This is a genomic window from Streptomyces sp. NPDC038280 (genome assembly GCF_055600045.1).
This window is the reverse complement of the sequence record NZ_JBVJYZ010000005.1, coordinates 51215-64057: the sequence shown is the minus strand read 5'-3', so window position 1 is coordinate 64057 and position 12843 is coordinate 51215. Positions and strand designations below refer to the sequence as shown.

General features: G+C 72.3%; 10 protein-coding genes. 4 read left to right on the top strand and 6 right to left on the bottom strand.

Annotation, left to right across the window (positions count from 1 at the left end; translation table 11 throughout):
- The first annotated feature begins 20 nt into the window (after nucleotides 1–20).
- From ACZ7J0_RS13375 to ACZ7J0_RS13360, 4 genes are read left to right on the top strand one after another with little or no spacing between them, the layout of a single operon-like run.
- On the top strand, nucleotides 21–911 hold the full coding sequence (locus ACZ7J0_RS13375; protein ID WP_470886882.1) for an NTP transferase domain-containing protein: 891 nt from the start codon (nucleotides 21–23) through the stop codon (nucleotides 909–911).
- Nucleotides 908–2542 (top strand): molybdopterin molybdotransferase MoeA, encoded by a 1635-nt coding sequence (locus ACZ7J0_RS13370; protein ID WP_470886880.1) that lies wholly within the window; start codon nucleotides 908–910, stop codon nucleotides 2540–2542. The genes ACZ7J0_RS13375 and ACZ7J0_RS13370 overlap by 4 nt, the downstream gene beginning before the upstream one ends.
- Nucleotides 2539–3621, top strand: coding sequence for a potassium channel family protein (locus ACZ7J0_RS13365; RefSeq protein ID WP_470886878.1), 1083 nt, complete (start codon nucleotides 2539–2541; stop codon nucleotides 3619–3621). Before ACZ7J0_RS13370 ends, ACZ7J0_RS13365 begins: the two co-directional genes overlap by 4 nt.
- 10 nt (nucleotides 3622–3631) lie before the next feature.
- Nucleotides 3632–4621 (top strand): NAD(P)H-quinone oxidoreductase, encoded by a 990-nt coding sequence (locus ACZ7J0_RS13360; RefSeq protein WP_470886876.1) that lies wholly within the window; start codon nucleotides 3632–3634, stop codon nucleotides 4619–4621.
- An 81-nt stretch (nucleotides 4622–4702) separates the two neighbouring features.
- Here ACZ7J0_RS13360 and ACZ7J0_RS13355 read toward each other — a convergent pair whose 3' ends face one another.
- The 6 genes from ACZ7J0_RS13355 to ACZ7J0_RS13330 all read right to left on the bottom strand — a co-directional run bounded on the left by ACZ7J0_RS13355 (nucleotide 4703) and on the right by ACZ7J0_RS13330 (nucleotide 12583).
- On the bottom strand, nucleotides 4703–5239 hold the full coding sequence (locus ACZ7J0_RS13355) for a bacterial proteasome activator family protein (protein ID WP_470887308.1): 537 nt from the start codon (nucleotides 5237–5239) through the stop codon (nucleotides 4703–4705).
- Nucleotides 5240–5354: 115 nt separating this feature from the next.
- The gene (locus ACZ7J0_RS13350) at nucleotides 5355–8204 is read right to left on the bottom strand and encodes an ABC transporter permease (protein WP_470886874.1); all 2850 of its coding nucleotides are present in this window, start codon (nucleotides 8202–8204) and stop codon (nucleotides 5355–5357) included.
- Complete coding sequence (locus tag ACZ7J0_RS13345; protein WP_470886872.1) at nucleotides 8201–8938, bottom strand: ABC transporter ATP-binding protein; 738 nt, start codon at nucleotides 8936–8938, stop codon at nucleotides 8201–8203. Before ACZ7J0_RS13345 ends, ACZ7J0_RS13350 begins: the two co-directional genes overlap by 4 nt.
- Nucleotides 8939–9035: 97 nt before the next feature.
- Complete coding sequence (locus ACZ7J0_RS13340) at nucleotides 9036–9662, bottom strand: PadR family transcriptional regulator (protein ID WP_470886870.1); 627 nt, start codon at nucleotides 9660–9662, stop codon at nucleotides 9036–9038.
- Between the two features lie 96 nt (nucleotides 9663–9758).
- A complete protein-coding gene (locus ACZ7J0_RS13335; protein WP_470886868.1) occupies nucleotides 9759–10502 on the bottom strand; it encodes a hypothetical protein in 744 nt (247 codons plus the stop codon).
- A 431-nt stretch (nucleotides 10503–10933) separates the two neighbouring features.
- Nucleotides 10934–12583 carry a protein kinase domain-containing protein gene (locus ACZ7J0_RS13330; protein WP_470886866.1) on the bottom strand — a complete coding sequence of 550 codons (1650 nt, stop codon included), beginning with the start codon at nucleotides 12581–12583 and terminating at the stop codon, nucleotides 10934–10936.
- Between the last annotated feature and the right edge of the window lie 260 nt (nucleotides 12584–12843).

Below are 12843 nucleotides of genomic sequence, written 5' to 3'. Positions count from 1 at the left end.
CAGCGGATCATACTGCTGGGGTGACCGCGTATGACGCCATCGTGCTCGCCGGGGGCGCTGCCAAGCGGCTCGGCGGAGTGGACAAGCCCGGCCTGAGCGTGGGCGGCCGCGCCCTTCTCGACCGGGTCCTGGGGGTGTGCCGGGAGGCCGGGCGGACCGTCGTCGTCGGCGGACGGCGGCCCACCCTGCGGCCCGTCCTGTGGGCGCGCGAGGAGCCGCCTGGCGGCGGGCCCCTCGCCGCGCTCGGCGCCGGGCTCCGGCAGGTCGAGGCGGAGACCGTCCTCGTCCTCTCCGCCGACCTCCCCTTCCTCGGGGAGGAGACCGTGCGGGAGCTGCTGGCCGCCGCACGGCAGGACGACGCGGAGGCCGCGCTGACGGTGGACCCGGACGGCCGGGACCAGCCCCTCGTCGCCGCTTACCGCACCGAGCCGCTCCGCCGTGAGCTGGCTCTCATCGCGACCGAACACGGCACCCTCTCGGGGCTGCCGTTGCGTCTACTCACCCAGGAACTCCGCGTCGCCCGGGTCGCCGCGGAGCCCCTCGCCTCCTTCGACTGCGACACCTGGGAGGACATTGCCTCGGCCCGGGCGCGGATCAGGGAGCATGGGAACGTGCTGGACGAATGGATCACCGCAGTCAAGGACGAGCTGGGCATCGAGATCGACGTCGACACCGGCGTCCTGCTCGACCTGGCCCGCGACGCCGCACACGGGGTCGCCCGGCCGGCGGCGCCGCTGACGACCTTCCTGGTCGGTTACGCGGCGGCGCAGGCGGGGGCGGCCGGTGGCCCGCGGGCCGTCGCCGACGCGGCGCGCAAGGCCGCCGCGCTCGCCAACCGCTGGGCCGCCGAGGCGGAACAGGACCCGGGCGAGGCCGCCCAGGGAGACGGCAAGGGCGCCGACGCCGGATGATCCCCGAGGAGCGCGACGCCGACGGCGTGGACGACGCCGTGGCCCTGGTGGGCCGCCGGGCGCAGGAGAGGGCGGCAGCGCGCCCCGCCCCTGCCGGTCCCGCGCTGGGAGCTGTCCCCGCCGAGGGCGACCGTCCCGGTCATCTCGACCCCCGGGCCCCGGCACCTGCCCCACGCCAGACCCGTACAGGCGGCACCGGCGAGGACCCCGCGCGACCCAGCCCGCCGCTGGCACCCACGCCGACCGCGATGCCGGACCCGGCGATCCCGGACCCCGGCGCGGCCCCGCGCCCGACGCCGGAAGCCCCCACCGCACCGCCCACAGCCACCCAACCGCCCACAGCCACCACGGCCAGCACCCCCACCCCCGGCGGTCCGGGATCCGACCACCGCGCTCACCGTGCCACCCCCTGGCCCGACGCCCGGGCCATCGCGGCCGGGGCGGCCCGGGGCCCGGGCCGGGTGCCCCTGCGCGTTCCGCTGGAGCAGGCTCTGGGCCGGGTCCTCGCTGAGCCCCTCGCCGCCCTCACCGATCTCCCGTCCTTCGACACCTCGGCGATGGACGGCTGGGCGGTCGCCGGCCCCGGGCCCTGGGAGGTACGCGAAGGAGACTCGGTCCTCGCCGGGCACGCCCCCACGGAGCCCCTCGCGGACGGTACGGCGGTGCGGATCGCGACCGGCGCCCGGATCCCCCAGGACGCCACCGCCGTCATCCGCAGCGAGCACTCCCGCCGGGACGCCGCAGGTCAGCTCCACGCCCAGCGCACCGTCGCCCCAGGGCAGGACATCCGCCCGCGCGGCCAGGAATGCCACGTCGGTGACCAGCTGCTTCCCGCGGCCACCCTGGTCACCCCGGCCGTGCTCGGCCTGGCGGCGGCCGCAGGGTACGACGACCTGGTCACCGTCCCCCGCGCCCGGGTCGAGATCCTGGTGCTCGGCGACGAGCTGCTCACGACCGGACTCCCCCACGACGGCCTCATCCGTGACGCCCTCGGCCCGATGCTCGCTCCCTGGCTGCGCGCGCTGGGGGCCGAGGTCATCGGCACCCGCCGGATCGGCGACACCGCCGACGCCCTGTACGAGGCCGTCACCGGGTCCGCGGCGGATCTCGTGATCACCACGGGCGGTACGGCGTCGGGACCGGTGGACCATGTCCACCCGGTGCTGCACAAGGCGGGGGCCCGGCTCCTGGTCGACGGCGTGAAGGTACGCCCCGGGCACCCGATGCTGCTCGCCCGGCTCACCGGCGACCAGCAGCGGGTCAAGCACCTCGTCGGGCTGCCGGGCAATCCCCTCGCGGCCGTCTCCGGTCTGCTCACGCTCGCGGAGCCGCTGCTGCGTGCCCTTGCCGGGCGCCCGGCCTCGGAGCCGTACCGGATGCCCGTACGGGACCGGGTCCACGGCCATCCCCATGACACGCGCCTCGTGCCGGTCGTGCACCGCGACGACACCGTCGTACCGCTGCACTACAACGGCCCGGCCATGCTCCGTGGGATCGCCGCGGCCGACGCGCTGGCCGTGGTGCCGCCCGGCGGCGCGCTGCCCGGAGATGAGCTGGAGATTCTCGAACTTCCCTGGTCGGCAGCGCCGACGGGGACAGCGGGACCGGCCGAAGGGGTGTGTTTCACGTGAAACTTCCCGGCCATGACGCCATCGCCCGCAACGCCGACGAACATCTCGAGACCGCGCGGATCAGGCTCCCGCGCCGCATCGTGGAACGCCCGATGCGGCAGGTCGGCAAGCGCCTGCTGATGGCGCTGCTCGTGCTGGTCCTGACCGTGCTGATCGTCTACATGGACCGCAGCGGCTACCACGACAACGCCGACGGCTCCGTGGACCTGCTGGACTCGGTCTACTACGCGACGGTGACCCTTTCGACGACGGGGTATGGCGACATCGTCCCCCACAGCGACAGCGCGCGGCTCGTCAACGTGCTGCTGGTGACTCCGCTGCGGGTGCTTTTCCTGATCATTCTGGTCGGTACCACTCTTGAGGTCCTCACCGAACGGACCCGGGAGGAGTGGCGGCTGAACCGCTGGAGGTCCACCTTGCGCGACCACACCGTCATCGTCGGATTCGGCACCAAGGGCCGTTCCGCGATCCAGACCCTTTGCGCCACCGGTCTGCGGAAGGACCAGATCGTCATCGTCGATCCCAGCACCAAGGTGATCGAGGCGGCGAACGCGGACGGATTCGTCGGCGTGGTCGGCGACGCGACCCGTAGCGACGTCCTGCTCAGGGCCGAACTGCAGAGGGCACGTCAGATCGTCGTCGCCACCCAGCGCGACGACACCGCCGTGCTGGTCACGCTGACGGCCCGCCAGCTCAACCGGGGCGCGAAGATCGTCGCCGCGGTGCGGGAGGAGGAGAACGCGCCGCTGCTGCGACAGTCCGGCGCGGACGCGGTCATCACCAGCGCCAGCGCGGCCGGCCGGCTGCTGGGCCTCTCCGTCCTCAGTCCCAGCGCGGGCACGGTGATGGAGGACTTGATCCAGCAGGGCAGCGGCCTCGATCTCGTCGAACGACCCGTCATAAAGGCCGAGGTGGGCAAGAGCGTGCGGGAGACCGACGATCTGGTGGTCAGCGTGCTGCGCGGACACCGGCTGCTCGGCTACGACGATCCGGCGGCCAGTCCGCTCCAGTTGACGGACCGCCTGATCACGATCGTGCGCGCCCGGTCCGTTCCCTCGCTGTCCACCCCGCCGGAGTAGCCTCGCCGCCATGCATGCGATCACGATTCCGGAACCCGGTGGCCCCGAGGCGCTCGTCTGGGCCGAGGTGCCCGATCCCGTGCCCGGCGAGGGGGAGGTCCTCGTCGAGGTGGTGGCGAGCGCGGTCAACCGCGCGGACCTCCTCCAGCGTCAGGGCCATTACGACCCGCCGCCCGGCACCTCTCCTTACCCCGGCCTCGAATGCTCCGGCCGGATCGCGGCCCTTGGACCGGGTGTCTCCGGCTGGTCAGTCGGTGACGAGGTGTGCGCCCTGCTCACCGGCGGCGGGTACGCGGAGAAGGTCGTCGTCCCGGCGGGCCAGCTGCTGCCCGTACCCGAGGGGATCGACCTGGTCACGGCGGCCGCGCTGCCCGAGGTGACCGCCACGGTCTGGTCCAATGTCTTCATGATCGCGCACCTGCGGCCGGGCGAGACGCTGCTGGTGCACGGTGGCGGGAGCGGGATCGGCACGATGGCGATCCAGCTCGCCAAGGCCATCGGCGCGCGGGTCGCGGTCACCGCGGGTGGCCCGGACAAACTGGCGCGGTGCGCCGAACTCGGCGCGGACATCCTCATCGACTACCGCGAACAGGACTTCGTCGAGGAGCTGCGCAAGGAGACGGACGGGGCGGGCGCGGACGTCATCCTCGACATCGTCGGAGCGAAGTACCTGGACCGGAACGTGAAGGCGCTCGCGGTCAATGGACGCCTGGCCATCATCGGTCTGCAGGGCGGTGTGAAGGGCGAGTTGAACCTGGGCGCCCTGATGGGGAAGCGCGCGGCCGTCACGGCGACCACGCTGAGGGCCCGCCCCGTGCAGGAGAAGGCGGCGATCATCGCTGCGGTGCGGGAGCACGTCTGGCCGCTCATCGGCGCCGGCACGGTCCGCCCCGTGGTCGACCGCACCCTGTTGATGTCCCACGCGGCGGACGGCCACCGGGCGCTGGAGTCCAGCTCCCATGTGGGCAAGGTACTGCTGGTGACCCCCGACAAAGCCTGACCACACCAGGCCGACTCACGGGTGAGGGGCCGGTGCGCACCACGCGCGCCGGCCCCTCACCCGTACTGCCGTCATCACCCGCTACAGATACGGGCCCGAACGAATCGCCCCGTGCCCGCTGTCGTCGTCGTCCTCGTGCGAGGAGCCCGGCGGCAGCGCGCGGCGCATCTGCTCCAGTTGGGCGCGGGCCGCCATCTGCTGGGCGAACAGCGCCGTCTGGATGCCATGGAAGAGCCCCTCCAGCCAACCCACCAACTGGGCCTGCGCGATGCGCAGTTCCGCCTCGGAGGGGATGGCCTCGTCGGTGAACGGCAGGGAAAGACGCTCCAGTTCCTCGACCAGCTCGGGCGCCAGCCCGTCCTCGAGCTCCTTCACCGAGCTCGCGTGGATGTCCTTGAGCCTGACCCGGCTCGCCTCGTCCAGAGGAGCCGCGCGGACTTCCTCGAGGAGTTGCTTGATCATGCTGCCGATGCGCATGACCTTTGCGGGCTGTTCGACCATGTCCGTCACGGGCACCTCGCGCGACTCGTCGTCGGCGCCGCCGACAGCCGTCCCGTCCTGCCCCACCACCAGGACATGGGGGCTCTCCTGCGACCGTTCACTCCTCGGCATCTCCATGCCGTCATTCTCTCGCACACGCGCCTCCAGACACGGTGTGCCCCCGTACGGGGGTGATCCACCCTCGTACGGGGGCACATTCACGGCACGACGGTCGTCCGTCGGCCCGGGCCCGTCAGGTCGCGGCGCGGCGGGCGAGCGCCCCGCGGGAGCGGGTGACCAGCGCGGCCAGGACTGCGGCTCCGAGCGGGACGAGGACCAGCAGGGCCCCCAGGGTCTCCCACGGGACCACGATCGGTACCTGGGGCGGGGCGTCGGCCCCGTAGCCCTGGTTGAGGGCCTCCTCGTACCAGGCGAGCTGCTGGCGTTCCTCGGTGAGGCGCAGTCCGACCGCCGGGAGCACTCCGGCCGCCGAGCCGAGCACCACACCCATCGCGGCCACCACCCCGCACTGGAATCCGCTGAGCGTCCTGCGGACCCGCGGCGGCGCCCCGACCGCGGCCAGCGTCTTCAGGTCGGCCTCGGCGTCGGCCTGGGCGAGGCCGGTGGCGATGCCGGCGGCGCCGATGGTGATGAGTCCGGCGAAGACCGTCAGGGAGAGGAGCACGATGCTGTTCTCGCTGACGAAGCCCTCCTCCAGGTGGAGGTCGATGCTGCCGCCGGTCTTGGCGAGCTCGCCGTCGAGCTTCTGCCGCTGTTCGGAGCTCGGCATGTGGTCGGTGGAGTAGAACGCGCCGAGTGGCACCGTCGTGAGACCGGCGGCCTTGGCCGCGACCGGGGAGAGGATCGAACCGATTCCGTACGAGTCCTTGCCGCTCGGGACCTGGTAGGCGGGGAAGGTCTTGATCTCGCCCTCCGGGTCCTTGCCGTTCTGCGCGGCCAGATCGGCCTTCTCGGTGTCGGTGATCAGCCGCAGGCCCACCTTCCCGGTCTTGTCGACCGGGGGCTTCGAGAAGGTGACGATCTTGCCTTCGGCCAGTGCTTTCCTGGCTCCGGTGTCGGTGATCCCGAGCACCTGGAGGACCTTCTCGTCGCCGACGAGGACGCCGTCACCGTAGCCACCGCCGCCCATCGAATCGCAGCGCCAGTCCTTGGCGAGCTTGCGGCGCTCCTCCTGGGAGAACCTCTCCGACGGGTCCTTGCCGTCCACGGCAGGGCCCCACAGCGGGCACTCGTTCGCCTTCGGTATGACGATCTCGAGGCGGCCGCATTCCTTGCCACCGCCGTAGGTCGAGCAGCCGGGCTTGCCGACCGAGATCCGGTCCACGTCGGCCCGTACGTCGATGGGCAGGTACTTCTGCACCGCGTCGCGCACACCGGGAACGTCCCGGCCGCCGTCCTCGTCGAGCATGACCGACACGGCGCCGTAGGGCAGCCGCGGCTCATAGGCGGCACGGGCCTGGGCGTCGCTGCTCGCCGCGTAGGTGGCGACGGCGACCGTGCCCGCGACGGCGGCCAGCACGGCGGCCACGGCGGGTGCCGTGCGGCCCCGGTTGCGTACGGCGTCCCGCAGGGCCAGCCGGGGCGACAGGGGCAGCCAGCGGCCCGTACGGCCGAAGAGACCGACCAGCGCGGGGGTCAGGGCGACGACGCCCAGCTCGGCGAGGGCGCTGCCGCCCGCGACGATCAAGAACTCGTCGGAGACCAGCGACCCGTACAGCGCGATGGCCGCGCCGAGGAGCACGGCGACGAGTCCGACGACGGGCAGCACCCGATTGCTGCGGCGCACACCCCGGCGGCCGGTGAGCGAGGCGAGGACCGACTGCCGGGAGGCGGTGATGGCGGGGACGATCGCGGCCAGCAGACCGGTCACCACCGCCAGCACGGCGATCCCCAGCAGCTCCAGCGGACGGACGTCGAAGGCGCCGAACCGCTGGCCCATGTACGTCTCGAGGAGCGGCTGGAGCGCGAAGGTGAGAATGAGTCCGAGGACCGTGCCGACCACGGCCGCGGCGAATCCGATCACCAGGCCGCCGGCCAGGACGATGGCGCGGATGTGACGGCGGTCGCCGCCGTTGGCGCCGACGAGCCCGAGCTGGCGGCGCGAGCGGCGGGCGCCCACGGCGAACGCGGGGCCGGCCAGCAGGCAGATCTCCAGCATGGCGAGACCGACGATCGTGCCCACGGCGGCGAGGGCCGCGGCGTCAGCGGCCGCACTCCGCCCGAACGAACCCCAGTCCTTGTGCTGGTAGAGCGGGACGTCGGAGTCGGCCGGCGGGTGGAGGAGCACCGCGCGAGACATGACAACGATGCCCTTGGTGTTGGTCTCCTTGACCATGTTCCACGTGAAACCACCGGAGACCTTCAGCAGATAGGTGCTGCTGATGTCCTGGGCGCGCAGTCCCGATGCCTCCAGTGCCTTGCCGTACGGGGCGAGGAAGGCCCCCGGCAGCGCGTTGACCTGGTCGGTCTTGAGCTCGTTGGGGAGCTCGTAGGAGCCGACGATCGTGTACTCGCGGTCGAAGCCGCGGGCCGTGAGCGTCGAGCCCACCTTCAGCCCGCTGTTCTCCAGGAAGTGCGTGGTCGCGGAGACCTCGTCGGGCTTCTCGGGGAACCGGCCCTCCTGGAGGGACATGATGCCCTTGGCCATCGGGTCGGAGGCCTTGAGCTCACGGACCTCGGTCTGGAGCAGGCCGTGGGTGGTCCGCAGCTTGCCGTTGCCCGTGGAGTCGATGAGGGTCGTGGCACCGGCGGGGACGGCCTTGGTGAGATCGGCGGGGCCGTTCGGCCACGGCTTGCCCTCGAAGTCCTCGGCCGGGCTGTGGTTCTCGCTGTCCGGCGACTGGTAGATCGCCACTCCGGCGAAGCCGGGGTCGCTGAGCCGCGCGTCGGCGGCGCCGAGGGCGCGCTCCGCCCTCTCCTCGACGGAGAGTTCGGAGCTGCGCATGGTCAGATCGAAGGCGCTGACGCCAAGGATGGGAAGGGCGATCATCGCGAGGACGAGGAAGCTGCGTCCCTTGAAGCGCCAGGCGTCACGGCGGGCGATACGCACCGCGGCGCGCCAGGAGTGGAACCAGTTCGTCACCGCTCGGCCGCCTGGCCCGTCAGGAGCGAGTCGGCCTCGCTGCGCATGGTCTGGTCGACGACGGCACCGTCGCGCAGGAAGACCACGCGGTCGGCCCAGGCGGCGAACCGCGGCTCGTGGGTGACCAGCACGCCGGCCGCGCCCGCGTCGCAGCGGGAGCGCAGCAGGGCGAGGACGGACTCGCCGGTCTCGGAGTCGAGTGCGCCCGTCGGCTCGTCCGCCAGGACCAGGCGGCGATCGCCGACCAGGGCGCGGGCGATGGCGACGCGCTGCTGCTGGCCGCCGGACATCTCGTCGGGGAACCGGTCGGCGAGGTGGCCGAGCTCCATCTCCTCCAGCGCGGCGAGCGCCTCGCCGCGCGCCTTGCGGGCCGAGATGCCGTCGAGCTCGCGGGGGAGGGCCACGTTCTCGGCGGCCGTGAGGGCCGGGATGAGGTTGTAGTCCTGGAAGACGTAACCGATGCTGCGGCGGCGCAGGGCGGCGAGGGTCTTGCGGTCGCCGGTGGTGATGTCGGTGTTCTCGACGATCACGCGGCCCGAGGTGGGGGTGTCGAGACCACCCGCGATGGTGAGCAGGGTGGACTTGCCGGAGCCGGAGGGGCCCATGACGGCGACGAGTTCACCGGGAAAGACGTCGAGGTCGATCCCGCGCAGGGCGTGCACCTCGGTGGCGCCGGAGCCATGGACGCGGGTCAACTGCTGGAGCTGCAGCACGGGCTGCGGTCGGTCGGTCATGGAGAGGGGTCCCCCCTTGGGCGTACGCGCACGTACGGAGCGGATGAACTACGGGAAGGTCGGGAAGGGCTGAAGCCCGAAGAGCGGGGGCGCGGTGTCAGCGCCGCGGTGCCTGGCTCGCCTCGGCCACCGGCACGGTCGCGTGTCCGCGCGCCGTCGGCGGACTCTGTCCGGCGGCCGTCGTGGAGAGCCGGATGAGACGGGCCTCACAGTGGTCGAGCCAACGGGCCTCGGCCTCCGTCTGGAAGATCAACTGCTCCAGTACGAGCAGCCAGGCCACGTCGTCACGCCCCTGCTGGGCCCCGCTCTCGATGGCGGTGATCGCCTGGGCCTTGAGCCGGGTGTAGTCCTGCATCGCCTTCACGGTGTGGTGGCGCTGGGACTGGATGACGGCGCGAATGTCGACCCCGGGGGCTCCTATGGCCATCGCGAGTTTGATGGCCAGTTCGTCGCGGGCCGGGCTGGTGCGGTCCACGGGCCGCTCGAACCACGTCCTGAGCTCGGCGCGGCCGCCGTCCGTGATCGTGTACAGCGCATGGCCGGCGTCGTCCTCGCCGCTCTGCGCGACCATGCCGTCGCGCTCCAGCCGACTGAGCGTCGTATAGACCTGGCCGACGTTCAGGGGCCAGGTGGAGCCGGTGCGGGACTCGAACTCCGTACGGAGCTGTGAGCCGTAGCGAGGGCCGCGTTCGAGGAGGGCGAGAAGCCCGTGGCGGATCGACATACTCAGTATGTATACCGAGTATGCCGACGGAGACAAGCGCCCTGAGAGGGACCTGGAGGGTCCGTCTCAAGGGGGACGGCAGGGTCGGCGGGGCGCTCAGCGCCGCCGCAGCCGGAACCCGAGGAAGCCGATACCGAGGCCCATCATGGCGAGTCCGGCGCCCATCGTCAGGACGGGAATCTGCCGGTCAACGACGTTCCCGGCGGACTGCGCGGCGTCCGCCCGGGCAGCGGTGGACGCGCTCGCGGGCGGAGTCGCGGCCAGCGGCTCCTCCGTCTCGGGGACCATCTCCGCATCCCCCTCCGCCTCCCTCTCCGGGGGCACGGGTGTTGCGGTTTTGGTACGTGACAGGCCGGCCGGGGTGTCCGGCCGGACCGGAACGGCGCTCTGGCGGGACGCGGGCCGGCGCCCCGGCCGTGCGTGACCTTCGCCGGCCTGCCGCCCGGCGAGCGTCGCCGAGGGGGACGGCTTCGCGGGGCCGGCGGGCCCTCCGGAGCCGGACTCGTCCTCGGGCTCGTTCGCCTCGTCCGAACCGGAAGGCTCCTCCCGACCGGAGAGCTCGTCGGGACCGGACGGCTTCCGGGGGTCGGCGGCCGGCGTGACCGTGGGTGCCGCCCCGGGCCCCGGGGTCTTCCCCGTCGCCGCCGCGGGGCGCGAAGGGGTGGCCGTGGGCCGCGCCGGCCCATGGGCCGGAGGGGCGGAAAAGGCGAAGCCGGGCGCTCCGGCAGCCGGACCCTCGGCCCGGGTGACCGGCTCCCCGAAGGCGACGCCGGGCGTGGCCAACAGCAGGGACGCGAGCGCCGGGGTGAGCGCCCACCGCCTGCGGAGTTCTGGAGTCACAGGGTGACCCCCTCCCGTGCCGAGTCGCCGAGGTGTTGAACTCAGCGTCACACGACGCCACGCATACGGCATCTCGGCTAGCACACCGGGGGCGCGTTCCGTCTCCGACACGCCGAACGGCCCGGCGCACCTTTCCGGTGCGCAGGGCCGTTCCCATGCCGAGTGTGTGCCGTCCGCCGATTGAGCGGTCGCCGAGCGGTCACCGAGTGATCTCCGGCCGGCCGCCGGCCACTCAGCCGGCCGCCCAGCCGCAGCCGCCCAGCCCCCAACCGCAGCCGCCCAGCCGCACGGCCGCCCAGCCGCAGCCGCCCGGGCCTCCCCGGCCCCCAGCCGGCGCTCCCCGGACCAAGGCCAGGGCCGACTCCTCCGGGGCGACTGCCCGGGGCCGACTCCTCGCAGGCGACTACTCCTGGACGACCACCCCGGGTCGACTACTCCGGCGGGTTGCCCGTGGAGATCTCCAGGGTCAGTTCGACCTCTTCCTTCTTCACGTCCGCGTCCGCGGGCGGGAACTGGTTGAGGATCGTGCCCTCGCCGTAGGTGGCCTCGTCCACCGGCGTCTGCTTCATGATCTTCCAGCCGGCGGCTTGCACACAGGCCTTCACCGACTGGATGTTCTTGTAGCGGAAGTCCGGCAGCTCGAACTTCTCCGGGTCCTCGCTGGACTCGGTCGGCTCGAGGCATTCCTTCTTGTCGATGGTCTTGCTGAGGTCGGGGCCCTTGTGCCCGGCCGCCGCCGATTCGCTCGCACCGCCGCCGCCGGCCTCGGTGCCCGGGTCGTCGCCCTGCAGCGAGATGGCCGTGATCACACCGCCGATGGCGATCAGCGCGACGACGATCGCGCCCACGATCACCGGCATGTTCCGCTTTCCGGAGCCGCCGGCACCGGCGCCCACCGGGCCCGAGTGCTGGGGCACCATGGTGTACGGCGCGGGGCTCGGCGTCGGGGACTGGTAGGCGGCAGCGGGCGGCGGCGTGTGCTGCGGGTAGCCGTAGCCGGCCGCAGGCGTCGGTGCCGGTGTCGGTGCCGGTGTCGGAGGACCGTACGGACCCGGCTGCGGGGTGTGCGACTGGTACGGCGTGTGCACGCTCTGCGGGCCGGGGGCGGCGGTGCCCTGGCCGACCGGCGGGAAGACCGCCGAGCCCACGGCCGAGCCGCTGCTGACGGGCCCGCCCGCGACGATGACCGGCGCGCCCGACTGGCCCGCCGACAGGACGCGCAGGCACTCGTCGCGCATGGCCGCGGCGCTCGGGAAGCGCTCGTTCGGGTTCTTCTTCAGAGCGCGGGCGACGAGCGCGTCCATCGCCGGGGTCACGGACCGGTTGATGGAGGACGGAGCGACCGGCTCCTCCTGCACGTGTGCGTACGCGATCGCCAGCGGCGAGTCCGCTTCGAACGGCAGACGGCCCGTCAGGAGCTGGAAGAGCATGATGCCGACCGAGTACAGGTCGGAACGGGCGTCCACGCCCCGGCCGAGGGCCTGTTCGGGCGACAGGTACTGCGGCGTTCCGACGACCATGCCGGTCTGCGTCATCGACGTGACGCCCGACTGCATCGCGCGGGCGATGCCGAAGTCCATCACCTTGACGACGCCGCGCTTGGTCATCATCACGTTGCCGGGCTTGATGTCGCGGTGGACCAGGCCCATCTCGTGGCTGGTCTCCAGCGCCGCCAGCACATCGCCGGTGACCTTCAGCGCCTTGTCTGCGGGCATCGCGCCGTACTGCTGGATGTCGGCGGCGAGCACCGATCCGAGGGGCCGGCCCTCCACGTACTCCATGACGATGTACGGCATCAGCGAGCCGTCGAGCTCGTCCTCGCCGGTGTCGAAGACCGACACGATGTTGGTGTGCGACAGCTTCGCCACCGCCTGTGCCTCGCGCCGGAACCGCTCCCGGAACGACTGCTCGCGGCCGAGCTCGGTGTGCAGCGTCTTGATGGCGACCTGACGGTCCAGCGCGCTGTCGTACGCCAGATATACGGACGCCATGCCGCCTTCGCCGAGCAGGTCGCGAAGCTGGTACCGGCCGCCCGCTACGGAACCGCCGGCATAGCGGCCCTGTGCGCCGTCCTGGCTCATTTCGTGCTTCCCCCTACGCGCGCGTGGCGAGCGATGATCCGGAATTTACTGGCCAAGTCTGCCCCAGGGCAGTGACACGTCAAGCCGGGTGCCCGTTCCGTGACCGTACGCACAAGAAGCGTCTCGCAAGCGTTACCGGAACAGGACCGAATTTGCATGGGCGTACGAGGAACCGGTTGGATGGCCCGTCCGTCTCGGACCGGGGGGTCGCAGGAAGCCTGTAGCGTGACATGGCGTAGGACCCCCAAAGACACGGCGGA